Annotated in this window: 19 protein-coding genes and 1 pseudogene; 9 read left to right on the top strand and 11 right to left on the bottom strand. The window is 65.5% G+C overall.

All coding sequences use genetic code 11. The features are described 5' to 3' along the window. Positions 1-21: 21 nt before the first annotated feature. Positions 22-972, bottom strand: a pseudogene (locus tag MSTE_RS06565) (oxygenase MpaB family protein). Positions 973-1289: 317 nt separating this feature from the next. Here MSTE_RS06565 and MSTE_RS06560 point away from each other — a divergent pair. Together MSTE_RS06560 and MSTE_RS06555 are read left to right on the top strand one after the other, a co-directional pair. Beyond that, positions 1290-2564, top strand: a complete 1275-nt coding sequence (locus MSTE_RS06560; RefSeq protein ID WP_096499896.1) for a lytic transglycosylase domain-containing protein — start codon at positions 1290-1292, stop codon at positions 2562-2564. A 23-nt stretch (positions 2565-2587) separates the two neighbouring features. Continuing rightward, positions 2588-3724: an Mrp/NBP35 family ATP-binding protein gene (locus tag MSTE_RS06555; protein WP_096499893.1), complete on the top strand. Its 1137-nt coding sequence runs from the start codon at positions 2588-2590 to the stop codon at positions 3722-3724. On the opposite strand, the gene tatB is transcribed toward MSTE_RS06555, so the two are convergent. From tatB to sigE, 4 genes are all read right to left on the bottom strand, one after another. Continuing rightward, entirely contained in the window at positions 3721-4131 is a 411-nt protein-coding gene (tatB, locus tag MSTE_RS06550; protein WP_096499891.1) for a Sec-independent protein translocase protein TatB, read from the bottom strand. The two genes, MSTE_RS06555 and tatB, sit on opposite strands and share 4 nt — an antisense overlap. Beyond that, entirely contained in the window at positions 4131-5609 is a 1479-nt protein-coding gene (gene htrA, locus MSTE_RS06545) for a serine protease HtrA (RefSeq protein WP_057963883.1), read from the bottom strand. Before htrA ends, tatB begins: the two co-directional genes overlap by 1 nt. A 9-nt stretch (positions 5610-5618) precedes the next feature. Next, the gene (gene rseA, locus MSTE_RS06540) at positions 5619-6050 is read right to left on the bottom strand and encodes an anti-sigma E factor RseA (RefSeq protein WP_096499889.1); all 432 of its coding nucleotides are present in this window, start codon (positions 6048-6050) and stop codon (positions 5619-5621) included. A 108-nt stretch (positions 6051-6158) separates the two neighbouring features. Then, positions 6159-6932 carry an RNA polymerase sigma factor SigE gene (gene sigE, locus MSTE_RS06535; protein WP_096499887.1) on the bottom strand — a complete coding sequence of 258 codons (774 nt, stop codon included), beginning with the start codon at positions 6930-6932 and terminating at the stop codon, positions 6159-6161. A 132-nt stretch (positions 6933-7064) separates the two neighbouring features. On the opposite strand from sigE, the gene MSTE_RS06530 reads away from it, so the two are divergent. The 5 genes from MSTE_RS06530 to MSTE_RS06510 all read left to right on the top strand — a co-directional run bounded on the left by MSTE_RS06530 (position 7065) and on the right by MSTE_RS06510 (position 11718). After that, positions 7065-7754 (top strand): O-methyltransferase, encoded by a 690-nt coding sequence (locus tag MSTE_RS06530; protein ID WP_331712880.1) that lies wholly within the window; start codon positions 7065-7067, stop codon positions 7752-7754. A 111-nt stretch (positions 7755-7865) separates the two neighbouring features. Next, positions 7866-8510, top strand: a complete 645-nt coding sequence (locus tag MSTE_RS06525; RefSeq protein ID WP_057968214.1) for a TetR/AcrR family transcriptional regulator — start codon at positions 7866-7868, stop codon at positions 8508-8510. Then, positions 8507-9412 (top strand): ABC transporter ATP-binding protein, encoded by a 906-nt coding sequence (locus tag MSTE_RS06520; RefSeq protein ID WP_096499885.1) that lies wholly within the window; start codon positions 8507-8509, stop codon positions 9410-9412. Before MSTE_RS06525 ends, MSTE_RS06520 begins: the two co-directional genes overlap by 4 nt. Continuing rightward, on the top strand, positions 9409-11031 hold the full coding sequence (locus tag MSTE_RS06515) for an ABC transporter permease (RefSeq protein ID WP_096499883.1): 1623 nt from the start codon (positions 9409-9411) through the stop codon (positions 11029-11031). The genes MSTE_RS06520 and MSTE_RS06515 overlap by 4 nt, the downstream gene beginning before the upstream one ends. Positions 11032-11043: 12 nt before the next feature. After that, positions 11044-11718 carry a methyltransferase family protein gene (locus MSTE_RS06510; protein ID WP_096499881.1) on the top strand — a complete coding sequence of 225 codons (675 nt, stop codon included), beginning with the start codon at positions 11044-11046 and terminating at the stop codon, positions 11716-11718. A gap of 4 nt (positions 11719-11722) precedes the next feature. Here the strand turns inward: MSTE_RS06510 and glgC are convergent, their stop codons facing one another. Continuing rightward, positions 11723-12937: a glucose-1-phosphate adenylyltransferase gene (gene glgC / locus MSTE_RS06505; protein ID WP_096499879.1), complete on the bottom strand. Its 1215-nt coding sequence runs from the start codon at positions 12935-12937 to the stop codon at positions 11723-11725. A gap of 92 nt (positions 12938-13029) precedes the next feature. Here glgC and glgA point away from each other — a divergent pair, with 92 nt between their 5' ends. Beyond that, on the top strand, positions 13030-14241 hold the full coding sequence (gene glgA, locus MSTE_RS06500; protein WP_096499877.1) for a glycogen synthase: 1212 nt from the start codon (positions 13030-13032) through the stop codon (positions 14239-14241). A gap of 15 nt (positions 14242-14256) precedes the next feature. On the opposite strand, the gene MSTE_RS06495 is transcribed toward glgA, so the two are convergent. From MSTE_RS06495 to MSTE_RS06485, 3 genes are all read right to left on the bottom strand, one after another. After that, positions 14257-14424: a DUF3117 domain-containing protein gene (locus MSTE_RS06495; RefSeq protein WP_005059648.1), complete on the bottom strand. Its 168-nt coding sequence runs from the start codon at positions 14422-14424 to the stop codon at positions 14257-14259. 121 nt (positions 14425-14545) lie between these two features. After that, positions 14546-15136 carry a DNA-3-methyladenine glycosylase I gene (locus tag MSTE_RS06490; protein WP_096499875.1) on the bottom strand — a complete coding sequence of 197 codons (591 nt, stop codon included), beginning with the start codon at positions 15134-15136 and terminating at the stop codon, positions 14546-14548. Further along, positions 15126-15440 (bottom strand): DivIVA domain-containing protein, encoded by a 315-nt coding sequence (locus MSTE_RS06485; RefSeq protein ID WP_096505540.1) that lies wholly within the window; start codon positions 15438-15440, stop codon positions 15126-15128. The genes MSTE_RS06490 and MSTE_RS06485 overlap by 11 nt, the downstream gene beginning before the upstream one ends. Positions 15441-15489: 49 nt before the next feature. Between MSTE_RS06485 and MSTE_RS06480 the strand changes: the two genes are divergently transcribed. Continuing rightward, complete coding sequence (locus MSTE_RS06480) at positions 15490-15981, top strand: pyridoxamine 5'-phosphate oxidase family protein (RefSeq protein ID WP_096499873.1); 492 nt, start codon at positions 15490-15492, stop codon at positions 15979-15981. A gap of 3 nt (positions 15982-15984) precedes the next feature. Here the strand turns inward: MSTE_RS06480 and MSTE_RS06475 are convergent, their stop codons facing one another. After that, positions 15985-16920 (bottom strand): glucosyl-3-phosphoglycerate synthase, encoded by a 936-nt coding sequence (locus tag MSTE_RS06475; RefSeq protein WP_070922612.1) that lies wholly within the window; start codon positions 16918-16920, stop codon positions 15985-15987. Next, positions 16917-17792: a dihydropteroate synthase gene (gene folP / locus MSTE_RS06470; RefSeq protein ID WP_096499871.1), complete on the bottom strand. Its 876-nt coding sequence runs from the start codon at positions 17790-17792 to the stop codon at positions 16917-16919. The genes MSTE_RS06475 and folP overlap by 4 nt, the downstream gene beginning before the upstream one ends. Between the last annotated feature and the right edge of the window lie 130 nt (positions 17793-17922).

Genomic DNA, 17922 nt, shown 5'->3' with positions numbered 1-17922 from the left:
TAGCCAGCGTAAAGCGCCACGTTATGCGGTGGCGCGCCTCCCGTACCGCTCCTTGGCTTCGGCGGGAGTGACGGTGACGGGACGCACGGGCGTCTTGCCGGTGTGGAAGTCACGCAGGGTCGTTGCCGTCATGGGTAGCTTGGCGAATCGCGCGATGGAGTCTTCCACCGCGGGAACGCCGGCGATCGACATGGCTGCCGATACCAACGGCCGGTACGCGGCGTCGACGATCCCCGGCTGATCGAATTGACCCAGCTCCCGCATCCAACGCGGCAGTGTCGCGATGGTCGCCGGTGCCATCATTCGACTGACGGCCCAGAACCGCAGATTGCTGCCAGAGCGCGGGGTGCGCAGCAGTTAGTGCATCGCGTGCTGTGCCCGCTCGGAGGTACACAGCGCGGGACGCATCTGAGCGAAGTACTGACGCACCTCGTCACGGGACCGGGGAACGTCGGCCGGGTTGACGGTCTGCAGCTCGGCGGCGATCACGCACTCGGACCAGTAGCGGTCCTCCTCGGCCTGGCTCAACGGTCCAGGACCGAACATCTCGTAGCACTTGAGCACCGAATGCCAGCCGGTGACATGGATCCAGAGCTGCGAGGCCGGATCATTGGCGCTGTACCGCTTGCCGGTCACCGGGTCGGTGCCTTTGGAGCGAGCGTGAACCTTCTGCAGGTGCTCGGAGGCCTCAACGGCGGTTCGTGAATCGGCGGTCGCGACGATGAGGAAGTAGGCCAGGGTTCCATCCATCCGTCCTCGCGGATCCCGATAGATGCCCGCCGAGTCGGCCACGGCGGCGGCCAGATGGGGCTCGAAGTGCTCGAGCACCACCGAGCGCTGAAACCCGATGAGTGCGGTGGGACTGGTCCACACCTTCCACGTCGGTGAATCCGGTCCGAAGAATCCGTAATCCTCGCGGGGACGATCGGAGCCGAGCTCCCAGCGGACGGCGACATCTGGTGAAGCGGTCATACTGCAACGCTATCAATTGATTACTTTTACGTCCAGACACTGACTGTAAGTCAGATTGATCGCGGTCCATGCGGTCCGAGATAGCCACTCGCCCATTTTCGCCTCGGTGCCCGGACCGAACTCGCCATGGTCAGGGGAGATTCGTCGGCGATCCGAAATTCGCTGGGGTTTGCCCATTTTGCAACCGGACCGACATCTCGCCGGTATGGTTGCTCCGGTTCACATCGGTCACATCCGTCACGACTGCATACGTCAGAATGGGTGCCGGCAGATTGGGACCACAGCGAATGAGCAAGGGCCCGAGAGATAGGGGCGCAGTGGAGCTTCCGGGTTGGGTTGCGTCGTCGGTCAAGCATGCCCGTGATGCGGCGCTCCGCGTCGCGGGTGCTCCCGTGCCCTGGCTTCGGGTCGGCGGACTGAGCGCCTTGGTGGTCGTCGGCTCTGCCGTGGCCGCCAGCAGCGCACAGGTCAGCGGGCAGGCCGTGGTGCCCATTCCCGTCCCGCTGGCCTCGGTGGCCGCCGTGCAGGCGGATATGGGTCCGCTGAACCTGGTGACCGTGATGCGCCCGCCGATGCAATACCGGGTGGCGCCGAGCGCTGCGATCGCACCGCCGCCGCCGGGGATCGTGATGGCCCCTGGAGGACTTGGCATCCCGAAGATCGCATTGGACGCCTATCAGAACGCCGAGCGGATGATGGCCAAGGCCACACCCGGTTGCGGAGTGAGCTGGAACCTGCTGGCGGGCATCGGCCGGATCGAATCGGGCCACGCCAACAACGGCGCCACCGACGTGAAAGGCCGCGTGGTCCGGCCCATCTACGGACCGAGCCTGGATGGCACCCTCCCGGGTAACGAGGTCATCGTCGACCACGAGCAGACCCGTACCCAAGGTGCGCAGGTATACGTCCGAGCCATGGGGCCCATGCAGTTCCTGCCGAGCACCTGGAACCATTACGCCTCCGACGGCGACGGCGATGGAAAGGCCGACCCACAGAACGTCTTCGACGCGAGCCTGGCCGCCGCCCGCTATTTATGCAGCGGCGGATTGAATTTGCGGGATCGCTCCCAGGTGATGTCATCCATCCTGCGCTACAACAATTCGGTGGCCTACGCGCAGAATGTGCTCGCCTGGGCCGCTGGTTACGCCACCGGGGTCATCCCTCTCAATCTGCCGGCGCTGACCGCCGCCGATGTCGCACCCGAGCGCAAGGCTCACCTGGGCGGCGGCGAGTCACGTGGGCTTGGGCCGGGCTCGGCGACCGACGTCGCCGGACTGTCCCCCAACGATCCGCTGGCCCAGCTGCCGATCCTCACCCCGCTGACACCGGACCGGGTCGGCGTCGTGGGCCCACCCGCAGCCGTCACGCCGGCACCCGAGGCGCCCCAGGCACCGTGCGTGTTCTTCTGCGCACCGCCCCCGCCGGCCGAGCCTTTCAACCCGTTCGCACCGCCGCCGCCGGCTGAACCCTTCAACCCGTTCGCACCGGCCCCAGCGCCACAACCGTTCAACCCGTTCGCCCCGCCCCCACCGCCGGTGGAGCTCGGGCCGGCCCCCGGACCAGCACCGGGACCGGCAGCGCCAAAGCCGTAAACCGCACGCCCTAGACTCGGGTAGTGACATCCGAGCTCACCACGGCCGTGCGCAGTGCACTCGCCGGGGTTATCGATCCCGAACTTCGCCGCCCCATCACTGAATTGGGGATGGTCAAGGACATCACCTTCGACGACGCCCACAACGTCGAGATCGGGATCTACCTCACCACCTCCGGATGCCCGAAGAAGGCGGAGATCTCCGAGCGGGTAACCCAGGCCGCTGCCGACGTCGATGGCGTGGGCACCGTGCGCGTGCTGCTGGATGTGATGAACGACGAGCAGCGCACCGAACTGCGCAAGCAGCTGCGTGGCGATAGCGCCGAGCCCGTCATTCCCTTCGCCCAGCCCGGGTCGCTTACCCGCGTGTACGCGGTGGCGTCCGGAAAGGGCGGCGTCGGAAAGTCCAGTGTGACCGTCAACCTCGCGGCGGCAATGGCGGCCAAGGGGCTCTCGGTCGGGCTGCTCGACGCCGATATCTATGGCCATTCGGTACCGCGCATGATGGGCACCTCGGATCGCCCCACTCAGGTGGAGCGGATGATCCTGCCCCCGGTCGCCCACGATGTGAAGGTCATCTCCATCGCCCAGTTCACTCAGGGCAACACCCCGGTGGTGTGGCGCGGGCCGATGCTGCATCGCGCCCTGCAGCAGTTCCTGGCCGATGTGTTCTGGGGAGACCTGGATGTGCTGCTGCTGGATCTGCCGCCGGGTACCGGCGACGTGGCGATCTCGGTGGCGCAGCTCATTCCCGGTGCCGAGATTCTGGTGGTCACCACACCACAGCAGGCGGCCGCCGAGGTGGCCGAGCGTGCGGGAGCGATCGCGACCCAGACACGTCAGCGCATCGTCGGCGTCGTGGAGAACATGTCCTGGCTGGTGCTGCCCGACGGCACCCGCATGGAGGTATTCGGATCTGGCGGCGGCGACGCCGTCGCCGAGAGCCTGACCCGGGTGGTGGGTACGAAAGTGCCACTGCTCGGCCAGATTCCGCTGGACCCGGCGGTACGTGAGGGCGGCGACGACGGACTGCCCATCGTGCTCAGTCAACCGGATTCAGCTGCGGGCCAGGCACTTCGGGCGGTCGCCGACAAGCTGTCGACACGTAGCCGTGGACTGGCGGGCATGTCACTGAACATCGACACCGCCCGGCGCAACTAGGTCGCGTCGGCGTCGTAGCGAGTCGGACCGGGCTCTCCCGGCTTGGCGAGATCAGGGTTGACCACGGGCGTCGGCGCCGGTTCCGACACCGCCTTCTTCACGTCTTCAAGCGGCTTGGTCAACGAATCGAGCACCGAATCATCGCCGTCCAGAAGGTGTTTGGTGATGACGGCACGTGGCGTCATACCGCGTAGCTTCTGCAACTCGGCAAGCGGCTTGCGCACGTCGTCGAACTCCGGCCCAAGCTCCTCACGCAGGGAGGCCGTCGCGCCACTGGCGTAGTCACGGACCTTGCGCAGCGACTCAGTGGTCCACTGAATCGCCCCCGGCAGCCGCTCAGGACCAAGCACCACGAGCCCCACGACCAGCAGGACCAACAGCTCCCCCCAGCCGACACTGCCGAACATCAGGAACCGTCTGGGCCGGGAGTAACTTTGAGCTCGACGGGGCGCCCCTGACGCAGCACCGTGATGGTGGCTTCCTGTCCAATCTTCAGCTGCCGCACCGCGACCACGAACTCGTCGGCGTCGGCCACCGTCCGGTTACCCACCTTGACGACGACATCGTTCTCCAGCATGCCGCCCTTCTCGGCTGGACTGCCGGCCTTGACGTTGGCCACCTCGGCGCCGGTAGCGGTCGCATTGCTCACCGTGCGGCTGCTGATGCCCAGCGTCGCGTGCACGATCTTGCCGTCGCGGATCAGCGACTGCGCAACCTCGGCGGCCTCGTTGATCGGGATGGCGAATCCGAGACCACTTGAGCTGTCGCTCAACGACTTTCCGGCTGTGTTGATCCCGATCACCTGGGACTTCATGTCAATGAGCGGACCACCGGAGTTTCCGTGGTTGATGGCGGCGTCGGTCTGAAGCGCATCGATCACGGTGTCGGTATCGCTGCCCTCACCCGAGAGCGGCACCGGGCGGTGCAGCGCGCTGATGATGCCGCTGGTCACCGTGCTGCGCAGACCCAGCGGTGAGCCGAAGGCAATGACCTCGGCACCGACGGCGACCTTGTCCGAGTCGCCCAGACGCGCCACGGTCAGGTTGTCGACGTTGTCCACCTTCAGCACCGCAATGTCCGTCTTGGGGTCACGACCCACAAGGTTGGCGGGCACCTTCTTGCTGTCGTTGAAGATGACCTCGATCTTGAACTTGCCGGGGTTCTTCGCGGCATCGGAGATCACGTGATTGTTGGTGATGACGTAGCCCTTGGGATCGATGACGACCCCCGAACCCTGGGCAACCTCATCGTCAGAGCTGGCCTCGATGGTCACCACTGCGCTCTTGACGGCGTTGGCAACCGCCGTGAAGCGCGACTCATCGGGCTGGGTGCTGTCGTCGGTGGTCAAGGTGACCTTCGAGGTCGTGAAGGCCTGCACCACCTCAGCCGTCTTGCGGCCCACGATGCCGCCGACAAGGCCGATCAGCAGCGCGATCGCCGCAAGGACGGCCAGGGCCGGGATGGACACCCGACCTCCGAAGAGGACCTCGCGGACGCCCAGCTTCGGGGCGGGCGTGCCGTCAAGCGCGACGGGTGCCTTGGTGACCGCGGGCCTGCCCAGTTGGACCTGCGCGGTCGGGTCGCGCCACGGATCCTCAGCGGCATCCGGGCCCTCGTCGACGGCGTTGAGCTTGCCGGCATCGGCGGGATGGCGTTGCAGGGAAGTTGTGGCGTTATCGGGCCGTCCGAAGGCCTGAGCGAGCACGGGGTCGGGCGGACCCACCCGCGGCGTGTACTCCCCCTGGTCTCGATACTTGTCCGCCCCCTGGAACGAACCGGATACCCCCGAAGGACGGCCGAAAGCCCGCTGCGAAGCCGGATCGACGGGCGGCCGGTCAACCGGGCGCGGCGCCAACCGGGGGGCGGTGTCCTGATGTGCGGTCACCGGCCCACCCTACCGGCGCTTACGACGACGACGCACCTCATCACTGGCTAACGCGGGCGGCAAGTCGCCCTCATGTGAAGACGATGAAGGCGGTGCGGCCTCATGCGGGATGTGCGGGATCTGGCTGAGCAACCCGAGCAACGAAACCGGCACCCGGATGCCCCCGGAATCACGCAGTGCGCTGCGTGCTTGGCGCTGCGCGTCGATCTCCAGCGCGCATTCGGCGCACATCGACAGGTGATGCGCCGCGCGTAGGTGCGCGCTCATCCGGAGCTCGCCATCCACGAACGCGGCTATCGCCTCTGTGGACAGATGCTCGGTCGATCCGAACTGGCGCGGGGCACCCACTGGCGCCTCGCTCTGCGAGGCGAATGGGGACGGCAGCCGCGAGAACGAGGAGAAACTCGAGAACGCTCGCCGGAACGAGCCGCTATCCACCACGGCGACGCTCCCTTCGGTCCGGTACGGCCGACGGACTCGTGCCGACCTAACTCGAAGATAGCGCGCGAATGTACTCATTGCGTACCAACCTGCACCAATGGTGTTGCGCTACTCGGCGGCCGCGAGTGCGGACGTCGAGGAGTGCGCAGCCAGATACTCGCGGATGGCCTGGCGGCCGCGGTGGATGCGGCTGCGGACGGTGCCGAGTTTCACATCCAGGGTGGCGCCGATTTCCTCGTAGGACAGACCTTCGATGTCACACAGAACCACTGCGGCACGGAACTCGGGTGCCAGCGAGTCGAGCGCGGCTTGCAGATCGGCACCCAGCTGGGCGTCGTGGTAGATCTGCTCGGGATCCGGGTCGGTCGCCGGGACGCGGTCGTAATCCTCGGGCAGCGCCTCCATACGAATACGGCCACGGCGGCGCACCATGTCGAGGAACAGGTTGGTGGTGATGCGGTGCAGCCAACCCTCGAAGGTGCCGGGCTGGTAGTTCTGCAGCGAGCGGAACACCCGAATGAAGGTCTCCTGAGTCAGATCCTCAGCGTCTTGCTGGTTGCCCGACAACCGGTAGGCCAGCCGGTACACGCGATCGGCATGCTCACGAACCAGCTCGTCCCAAGACGGCATGGCTGCCTGGTCTCCGGTGGCATCGAACACTGCGGTCCCGGACAGTTCGGCGGGATCGGTAGCCTCGACGAAGTCGGTGTATTCGGCCGACTCGCTGATACGCGTAAGGGAAATCGCGTGTTCCTCCTGTTCGCTTGTGGCGGCCTCACCCCCGATGGGGAAGCTGTCAGCCTGCTCAACCCGGATGCCATGGGTGTTATTCCCAGATAGACGCGGGGCACTCGGGCTCTCGTTCAGGATGGATCGCGACATGTGAATGACCTTCTACCACCGAGGTGTGGGCCACTTATGAGCTAACTTAACTCTTCCTGAGAATGCGGTCTCGATCCGATCTCGCCAGGGGATTCGGGACAAGAAACCCGTCACATCCTCGATGAGTTCGGCGTGTCGCGGGACAGATCCACTCCCGCTCGACAGGATCGAACCGTGACCAGCAGCGCAGATCGATCCCGCGTCGAGGCGATGGTCAGCCACGCCGAGGGCGCCATCTCCGAAGACGATATTGTCGCCGCCGCCCGGGAACGTGCCGTTGACCTGGGCGCGGGTCCGGTGACGCCCGCTGTCGGCGCACTTCTCAGTGTCTTCGCACGCCTTTCCGGCGGCAAGGCCGTCGTCGAGGTCGGTACGGGTGCGGGTGTCAGCGGCCTGTGGCTGCTCTCCGGAATGCGCGAGGACGGCGTGCTGACCACCATTGATCTGGAGCCTGAGCACCAGCGCAGTGCCAAACAGGCGTTTTCGGAGGCGGCCATCGCTCCGTCGCGCACCCGGCTGATCGGTGGGCGCGCCCAGGAGGTCTTGCCACGGCTGGCCGACGAGTCGTACGACCTGCTCGTCATCGATGCCGCGCCGGCCGATCAACCCGAGTTCCTGGCCGGTGGCATTCGGTTGCTGCGCCCGGGCGGAGCAGTGGTGATCCACGGGGTATCCGCGGGCGGGCGCGCAGGCGACCCCGCGGCCAACGATCCCGATGTGGTCGGAGTCCGCGAGGCCGCACGCATCATCGCCGATGATGGCCGGTTCACCGCGGTGCTGATCCCACTGGGCGACGGCCTGCTCGCCGCCACCCGCGACTGACACAGAAACCGTAGTTTCGGCGACGCCTTTCGCATCGTTTTCGTCAAAACCCCCATCTCGCACGGGCTAGATCCTTGACGTCAGACTGAACGTGTGTTTAACGTACTAAACATGCGTTCAGTCGATGACCTCACCGCCGCCGCCCGCATCCGGGATGCCGCGATCAAGTTGTGGGGTGAGCAGGGACTGAACACCAGCGTGCGAGCGATCGCCGAAGCCGCTGGAGTGAGCCCCGCACTGGTTATCCATCACTACGGGTCCAAGGACGGGCTCCGACAGGCGGTGGACGAATACCTGCTGGAGTACATCCGCTCGGAGAAGTCGCGCACGCTGACCTCCAACGACCCCAAGGTCTGGCTCGACGCCATCGACGAGATCGAGACGTTCGCGCCGATGGTCAGGTACCTGCTGCTCAGTGTGCAATCGGGCGGCGAGCCCGGCCGCGCATTTCTTCAGCACTCCATCGAGAACGCCGAGGCATACCTGGACGACGGAGTCCGCGCGGGCACGATCAAGCCGAGCCGCGATCCCAAGGGCCGGGCGCTGTGGCTCTCCTTGAACGGCGTGGGCGCGCTATCGATCTACGTACAGATGTACCCCGACGACGACCTGGGCACGATCTTGCGCCGCTACTCCGATGAGCTGATCTTCCCCGCCATCGAGGTCTACACCGAAGGCCTGATGACCGACTCCACCATGCTCGATGCGTTTGCAGCACAACAGGAAAACTCTCGCAACGGAGGAGACTCGAAGTGATGTATTCCAACCTCGCGGTCGAAATACGCGGCCTCTCCATGTCATTCGGGAAGACCAAGGCACTCGACGGACTCGATCTGTCGGTCGCCCACGGCGAGGTGGCGGGCTTCCTCGGCCCCAACGGCGCGGGAAAGTCCACCACCATTCGGGTACTTCTGGGCCTGCTGCGCGCCGACTCCGGCACCGTGCAGCTCCTCGGCGGCGATCCGTGGGTCAACGCCGTCGATCTCCATCGGCTCATCGCCTACGTGCCCGGGGACGTCACGCTGTGGCCCAACCTCACCGGCGGACAGGCGATTGACTTCCTCACCAGAATGCGCGGCACCGAACATATTTCACTACCGAGGCGCAACGAACTCATCGAGCGTTTCGAACTCGACCCCACCAAGAAGGCACGCACCTACTCCAAGGGCAACCGTCAGAAGGTGGCGCTCATCGCGGCGTTCTGCTCCGACGCCGAACTGTTCATACTCGACGAGCCGACGTCCGGCCTGGATCCGCTGATGGAGACGGTCTTCCAGGAGTGTGTGGCCGACGTGGCCGCACGAGGCTGCGCGGTGTTGCTGTCGAGCCACATCCTGGCCGAGGTGGAGAAGCTGTGCCACCGGGTGACCATTGTTCGCGCCGGACGCGCGGTGTTGTCCGGCTCCCTGGCCGAGCTGCGCCATGTCATGCGGACATCCGTGACGGTACGCACACTGGCCAATCCCGCTGGACTCAAGTCTATTCCACAGTTGCGCGACCTCACGATCGGCGGCAATCGAGCCTCGTTCACCGTGGATCGCAGCGATCTGGACCGCACCATGGAACAGCTGGCAAGCCTCGGGATCGTCGACCTCACGGTGGCACCGGCATCACTCGAAGAGCTCTTCATGCGCGAGTATCAGGGCGTACCGCGATGAGAAGCGACTTCGCAACGCTCCCCATACGCCGGCCGATGTCGGACGGCACCCCGAAGCATCCGTTGACCGGAACCGGCACCCTGATCCTGTTGGCACTGCGCCGCGACAGGTTCCGGATCTGCATGTGGGTCGGCTGGCTGACTCTGCTGATGACCTACACCCCACTGGCGTTCGCGTCGATGTATCCGACGTCCGCCGACCGGATGGCCCGCGTCACGATGATGAAGACCCCTGCCGGAATCATCATGGGCGGGCCAAACTTTGGCATCAACGAAACCGATTTCGGCGTCATGGTCGCCAACGAACTGATGACCGTCATGATCGCCGCCGCCGCCATCATGTCCATCCTGACGGTCATCCGGCATACCCGCGCCGAAGAGGAATCCGGCGGCGCCGAGCTGGTCATGTCGGCGGTCGTCGGCCACCAGGCACGCACCTACGCGGCGCTCATCGTGGTGGCCCTGATGAACGCCGTTCTGGCCCTGGCCATGACGATCGCGTTGTCCGCCGCGGGGTTCGACGTCGCCGACAGTCTCGGAATCAGTCTCGGAATCACCGGAGCCTTCATGGTTTTCGCCGGTATCGCGGCGGTCACCTCCCAACTGTGGCGCACCTCCCGAGCCGCCAGCGGTGTCGCGATGGCGTCACTGGCGGCAGCCGTCGTGATCCGCGGACTCGGCGACATCATCGACAACACAGGCAGCACACTGAGTTGGTTCTCGCCCCTGGCATGGGCCCAGCAGATGCGCCCCTTCGTCGATCTGCGCTGGTGGCCCCTCCTCCTACTGGCGGGCACCACCGCGGCCCTGATGCTCGCCGCGCACGCGCTCGAGGGGCACCGCCAATACGACGCAGGGGTGCTGCCCTCACGCGGCGAGAACGCCAATGCCCCCGAGATCAGGTCCGTCTTCGGGCTCAACCTGCAACTGCAACGCGGGCTGATCGCCGGATGGGCGGCCGGAATCTTCTTGAGCGGTATGGCATTCGGGTCGATGGCCAAGAGTCTGCGGGATTCGATCGACACCAACCCGCTGTTGACGCGCGCATTCCAGGCCCACGGACTGGACAGTATCTTCGCCACCTTCAACCAGGTGCTCGCCATCGCGGTCACCGCGTACGTGGTGTCGGCGGTCGTAAGGCTCGCCAAGGATGAACAGAGCGGCATCACCGAAGCCGTGCTGGCGCGTGCCGTATCCCGCTGGAACTGGCTGCTATCGGCGGTCGCGGTGACGCTGGTGGGCAGTGCGATTCTCATGCTGATCGCCGGCCTGGGCAGTGGACTGGGTGCGGCGAGTACGTTGCACAATCCGGATTTGGTGTGGCGCCTCACGCTCGCCGCATTGGCACAGATTCCCGCCCTGCTGGTGATCGCCGGTATCGCCGCTCTATCAGTTGCACTGCAGCACAGCTGGATTGGTTGGTTCGTGGTGGCATTCTCCGTGGGCATGCTGTACGCAGGCATCCTGCAGCTGCCGTCCTGGATTGTGAGGTTCTCACCGGTGATGCGGGTCAGCGCGCCGGTCGAGTATCCGTGGTTGACCATGTTCGTCCTCATTGTCATCGGCGCCGGGCTTATCGCAGCCGCGGGCGAGATGTACCGCCGTCGTGACGCCCTCTGAGAAAGGAAGATCATGAAAACTGGTGCACAAGCTCTTGTCTCGGGAATCATCGCCCTCGCCGTCTTCGGCGCGGCACTGTTCTGGCCCGCGGGAACGTTCGACTACTGGCAGGCCTGGGTGTTTCTGGCGATCTTCGCGATCAGCTCCACGATTTCCTCGGTCTACTTGGCCAGGACGAATCCCGAGGTGCTGCAACGTCGTATGCGTGGCGGTCCCATCGCGGAGACACGCTTGATACAGAAGCTCGCGGTCACGGTGCTGTTGAGCTCCTTCCTGGCCCTGGTCGTGGTCAGCACCTTCGATCACCGGTTCGGCTGGTCTCAGGTACCGACCTGGCTGGTCATCGTCGGGGAGGCGCTGGTCATTGCCGGGTTGGGTGCCGCCACGCTGGTGGTGGCCCAGAACCACTATGCGGGAGCGAGTATCACCGTCGAGTCCGGGCAGACCGTCACCTCAACCGGCCTGTACGCACTGGTGCGCCACCCGATGTACACGGGCTCACTGGTGATGATGGTGGGCATACCGTTGGCCCTGGGTTCGTTCTGGGGCCTGCTCGCGGCGATTCCCGCATTCGGTTCCCTGGTGGTGCGGATTATCGACGAAGAGAAGATGCTGCGCCACGACCTCCCGGGCTACGACGAATACACCGAGAAGGTTCGCAGCCGTCTCGTGCCACTGGTGTGGTGAGAGGCTAGATCCACACACCCTTGCCGACGGCGACCACGCCGCCCGCGCTGACGTTGAAACGCTCTCGGTCGCGCTCGATATCGACGCCAACCTGTTCTCCGACACCGACAACCACGTTCTTGTCCAAAATCGCGTGCCGCACCACCGCACCACGGCCCACCCGCACCCCGGGCATCAGCACGCTGCCCTCCACCACGGCGCCGTCGTCGATGACGACATTCGAGGACAGCACCGAGTTGCGCACGGACCCCGCCGAGATGATGCTGCCGGCACCCACCACCGATTCCTGCGCGGAGCCGCCGTTGACGAACTTGGCAGGCGCCAGGTTCTCCGACTCGCCACGGATGGGCCAGCGCCGGTTGTACAGATTGAACACCGGGTGCACCGACACCAGATCCATGTGTGCGTCGTAGAACGCGTCGAGGGTTCCGACGTCCCGCCAGTACGCGTGATCGCGTTCGGTGGCACCGGGCACCAGGTTGGTGTTGAAGTCGTAGACCGCGGCCCGGCCGTCGGCCACCAGCCGGGGAATGATGTCACCGCCCATGTCGTGGTCGGAATGGTCGTCCTCGGCGTCGGCACGAATGACGTCGATCAATTCCTTGGTGGTGAAGATGTAGTTCCCCATCGACACGAACGCCGCGTCGGGATCATCCGGTGTGCCCGGAGGATCCGCGGGCTTCTCGACGAACTCACGGATGCGGCCGGTGTCGTCGGCGTCGATACAACCGAAGGCGCTCGCCTCGCTACGGGGCACCCGGATACCCGCCACGGTCACCCCGGCACCGCTGTCGATGTGGAAGTCGAGCATCTGCTCGGGATCCATCCGGTACACATGGTCGGCCCCGAACACCACGATGTACTCGGGATCCTCGTCGAAGATCAGGTTCAGCGACTGATGGATGGCATCGGCGCTCCCGGTGTACCAGCGCGGACCGAGGCGCTGCTGGGCAGGAACAGGGGTGATGTACTCCCCCGCCAGACCCGACAGTCGCCAGTTCTGCGAGATGTGCCGGTCCAGCGAGTGCGATTTGTATTGGGTCAGAACGCAAATACGCAAGAACCGCGCGTTGACCAGGTTGCTCAGCACGAAATCGATGAGGCGATAGGCACCGCCGAAGGGCACCGCCGGTTTCGCGCGGTCGGCGGTCAGTGGGTAGAGCCGCTTGCCCTCACCGCCGGCAAGCACGATCCCCAGAACGTGTGGCGATGCCCTCATAGCAATCAACCTATCGGCACTCGGCAGAAGCGGCCAGCGGTACACCCCCGGCGGGCCTGCGGTCGTCGGGGCCACCTACTACGGTCGTGGCTATGACGGAGGGTCTTCACGCGCGCGACTCATCCCCGACGCGGGTGGCAATGATGACGCGGGAGTACCCACCCGAGGTGTATGGCGGGGCCGGTGTTCACGTCACCGAGCTGGTGGCTCAGCTGCGCACACTGTGCGATGTCGAGGTGCACTGCATGGGCGCACCCCGCGAGGGCGCCTTCGTGCACCGGCCCGACCCCGCGCTGGATGGTGCCAATCCCGCCTTGACGACCTTGTCGGCCGATCTGGTGATGGCCGCAGCGGCGGCCGGCGCATCGGTGGTGCATTCACACACCTGGTACACGGGTCTGGCGGGACATCTGGCCAAGCTGCTGCACGGCATCCCACACGTTTTGACCGCACATTCCCTGGAGCCACGTCGCCCGTGGAAGGCCGAACAGCTCGGCGGCGGGTACCGGGTGTCCTCGTGGGTGGAACACACCGCGATACACGCCGCTGACGCCGTCATCGCGGTCAGCAGCGGGATGCGCGAAGACATCATCGCGACCTATCCCGATTTGGACCCAAGTCGGATCCATGTGGTGCGCAACGGAATCGACACCACCACCTGGTACCCGGTTGATCCAGCCGAGGCGATCGCCCAACCGGGCTCGGTTCTCGCCGAACTCGGCGTGGATCTGGACCGCCCGATTGCCGTGTTCGTCGGCCGCATCACCCGGCAAAAGGGTCTCGCGCACCTGGTGTCCGCGGCACACCGCTTCTCCCCCGAGGTGCAGTTGATCTTGTGCGCCGGAGAGCCGGACACTCCCGAGATCGCCGAGCAGATCACCGGTGCCGTGACCGAGTTAGCCGCGGCACGGCCCGGAGTGCACTGGATACGCGAGTTCCTCCCCATCCCCAAACTGCGAGAAATACTTTCCGCGGCAACGGTGTTTGTATGCCCGTCGATCTACGAACCGCTGGGCATCGTCAATCTTGAGGCCATGGCATGTGGCACAGCGGTCGTGGGATCGCGTGTCGGCGGCATCCCCGAGGTGGTGATCGACGGTGTCACCGGAGCGCTGGTGGCATACGAGAGCAGCGAAGCCGCGGCCTTCGAGGCAGGGCTCGCCGATGCGGTCAACGCGTTGGTCGCGGACCCGGCTCGCGCCACCGAGTTTGGAAATGCCGGTAGGGCGCGATGTATCGAAGAGTTCTCGTGGGCGCATATCGCGGACATGACGCTGCAGATCTATCAAAAAGTCTGCGGCTAACGCCCGAGGCAAGGCCTAGCTGGTGACGTTCTTGAGTTCGTCGCCGAGTGCGGCAGCCTCATCGGGGGTCAGCTCGACCACCAGGCGACCGCCACCTTCCAGTGGCACGCGCATAACGATCCCGCGCCCCTCTTTCGTAGCCTCGAGAGGACCGTCGCCGGTTCGGGGCTTCATGGCCGCCATCGTGTGCTCCCTCCAAATTCCAGCCAAGGGTGTTCGGCATCTCCGACCATTGTTCCCTATCTGAGCTGCCGTTTCACTGAACCATTCTTCCCTATCGCGGACATCTGGGGACAGCAGACCCTCAACTGGACCTTCCGGAGGGGGCGGTTTCGACTCGCGGAACCCAGCAGGAGCGCACATGATCGTCGACCATCCCGGTGGCCTGCATCAGGGCATATGCCGTGGTAGGACCCACAAAACGGAACCCCCGACGTTTGAGTTCTTTGGCCATCGCCGTGCTCTCCTCGGTCACTGCGGGCACGTCGGAAAGACGTTGCGGCCGGGCGCGGCGTTTCGGCGCGAACGACCACAACAGGTCCGAAAGATCGGTGTCCAGATCGAGGACGACCCGGGCATTGGATATGGCCGACTCGATCTTGGCGCGGTTCCGCACGATGTCGACGTCGGCCATCAGCCGCGTCACGTCCTTGTCGTCATACCGGGCAACCTTCTCCGGTGTGAAGCCGTCGAACGCACGGCGGAACCCCTCACGTTTGCGCAAGATGGTGATCCACGCCAGGCCGCTCTGGAAGGCCTCCAAGCACAGCCGCTCGAACAACGCGTCACGCCCGTACAGCGGGCGTCCCCACTCGTTGTCGTGATAGTCGGCGTACAACGTCGACCCGGGCGGGTCGGCGGCCCAGGAACAGCGCGAGGGCTCCTTATTCGGCATTGGCTTCGATACCGGGCCGGGCGCCCCGCACCTCGTCGAGCTCGGCACGCAGCTCGTCGATCTGGCGGGCAAGCCGGTCCAACACCCAGTCGACCTCGCTGGCCTTGTACCCGCGGAACACCAACGAGAACTTGACGGCATCCACATCGGCACCGGCCACGTCATCGGCGGGCAGGACTGTCGCGGTGGTGCCCTTGGGCAGCGCAGGCAACTCCTCCCCGCGGCCGAAGAGTATCGAGCCCAGCACGAACAGCACGGCGGCCACCGCGACGAGAACCAGCAGATACGTCAGTGCGAACGTCACGACACTGATCTTGCCAGCGAGGTGTGACATCGCGACCTACCGTGGGGCCATGACCTCCTGGCAAGAGTTCACCGAGCTGGCTCCGAACATCGCCGACGTCTTCACCCGCCGCCACACCGCGACGCACAATCTGTGTTTTCTCTCGACGCTGCGCCGCAGTGGCGCCCCGCGGATCAGCCCGATGGAACCCCGAATCTTCGAGGGCAGGCTGATCGTCGGCGGCATGCCCGCCACCGCCAAGCTCGCGGACCTTGCCCGCGACCCTCGCTTCGAGCTGCACACGGCCACCACCGACACCCGCATCAGCCAGGGTGACGCCAAGGTCTGGGGCACCGTGCACGACGAGCAGGATCTCGACCTGCACGCCGCGTTCGCCGAGCATCTCTACGCCACAATCGGATTCGATCTGCGCGGGCGCCGCTTCGCGCCGTTCTACGTCGCGGACATCGAGGGAGCCTCCGCCGTGCGACTCGACGACGACCACATGATCGTCACCGTCTGGTCCGCCACCGAAGGTGAGCGCGAGGTCCCGAAGACCTGAGACTCAGCGCAGGGTGTTCATCGGTGGACGATCCTCCAGCGACACCGTGGAGCTGCGCGGCGTGAACCCGTCGCCGTCGGCGAAGAACTGGGTGATGCCCACTCCTGAGTCGGGAATCCCGCACCGCGACAGCATGCTGGCCATCACCTGACGACTCATCACCCCGAGCTCGACCAGCGGCCGGTTGCGGTGGCTGCGCACACCCAGGTTCACCTGGGCGATGGCATTGAGTCCCAGGCGGTCGTACGTGTCGATCAGTAGACCGATCTCGACGCCGTATCCGGGTGCGAAGGGCACTGACGACAGCAGCTCCCGGGTGCCGGCGTACTCACCGCCCAGCGGCTGCACCACGCAACTCAGCTCGGGCCGGAGTGCGGCGAGCATGGGCCGGGCCACCAATTCGGTCACCCGCCCACCACCATTGGCATCCTCGGAGCCGCTGACCTTGAGCGGACGCCGGTAGAAGCCCTTGACCAAGTGGACACCCTGACCCAACAACAGCGGGCCGAGCAGGTGCGGCACGAACATCGGATCGGGGTCGATCAGATCGGAGTCGACGAAGGCGATCACGTCGCCGGTGGTCGCGGCCACCGACCGCCACAGCACTTCGCCCTTGCCCGGATTGGGCGGCACCTCAGGCAGCGCCTGTTCGCGGCTGACCACGCGCGCACCCGCGGCCACGGCCCGGATCGCGGTGTCATCGGTGGAGCCCGAGTCGAGGACGATCAGCTCGTCCACCAGACCGCCCAGCAGCGGGCTGATGGTGTCGACGACCGCGGCGACCGTCTCCTGCTCGTTGAGCGCGGGCAGGACCACCGAAACGGTGCGGCCCTTCTTCGCGGCGATGAGCTGCTCGACGGTCCAATCGGGCCGATTCCAACTGTGCGTTTCCAGCCAGCTCGGATCGATACCGACTACTCCGTCTAGTTGATGGGTCATGCCAACCCCCTCACTGTTCGCGCCGGCGGGCGGGTTCCGACGATGGAGCCCACCATTTCCAGCGTGCGGCGTGTGGGGCCGACTTCATGCACCCGGAACATGCGGGCACCGGCCGCCGCCGCCAGCGCGGTGGCGGCGAGAGTGCCTTCGAGTCGTTCCGTCAGTCCCACACCAAGAGTCTCCCCGATGAAATCCTTGTTGCTCAATGCCATCAGCACCGGCCACCCGGTATTAACGAGATCGTTTACGTGGCGCAACAAAGCGAGCCCGTGGAAGGTATTTTTGCCGAAGTCATGCGTCGGATCGATCAGAATCGAGTCCTTCGACACCCCCGCAGCCACCGCGCGTTCGGCGGCCGCGGTCACCTCGGCGATGACCGCATGGACGACACCGTCCACCTCGGTCCCGTAGTTCACCCGATAGGGCCGGGTACGCGGCACCGCGCCACCGGTATGTGAGCAAACCAGTCCGGCGCCATGGGCAGCCGCCACCGCCGGTAGCTCGGGATCGGTGCCGGCCCAGGTGTCATTGATGAGATCGGCGCCTGCCGCGCAGGCCTTCTCCGCAACCTCGGTACGCCAGGTGTCGATGCTGATCAGCAGGTCAGGATGAGCACTGCGCACCCATTCGATGAAGGGCACCACCCGCGCTATCTCGGCCTCCGCGTCGACGTTCTCGCCCGGGCCGGCCTTGACGCCGCCGATGTCCACCACATCGGCGCCGTCGGCCACCGCTTTGTGCACAGCGAACTGGGCGGCTTCGTCGGTGAAGGTGGCACCTCGGTCGTAGAAGGAGTCCGGTGTGCGGTTGACGATCGCCATGATGAGGGCACGATCGGTGCGGACGGGCCGTCCACAAAACGTCTCATGCACGCCCTCATTGTGCAGGCCAGCGCCTCTGCGGCTACACCGAGTGGGACACGTGGGCGAGATTTTCCTCGGTTTCCCGCCCACGTGTCCCACTCGGCGAGCGAAATGACTTGCGGGCCTATGCAGTATGGGC

The organism is [Mycobacterium] stephanolepidis, assembly GCF_002356335.1.
GTDB classification, from domain to species: Bacteria; Actinomycetota; Actinomycetes; order Mycobacteriales; family Mycobacteriaceae; genus Mycobacterium; species Mycobacterium stephanolepidis.
The sequence above is the reverse complement of the archived record's forward strand: the minus strand, read 5'-3'. Positions and strand labels throughout refer to the sequence as shown.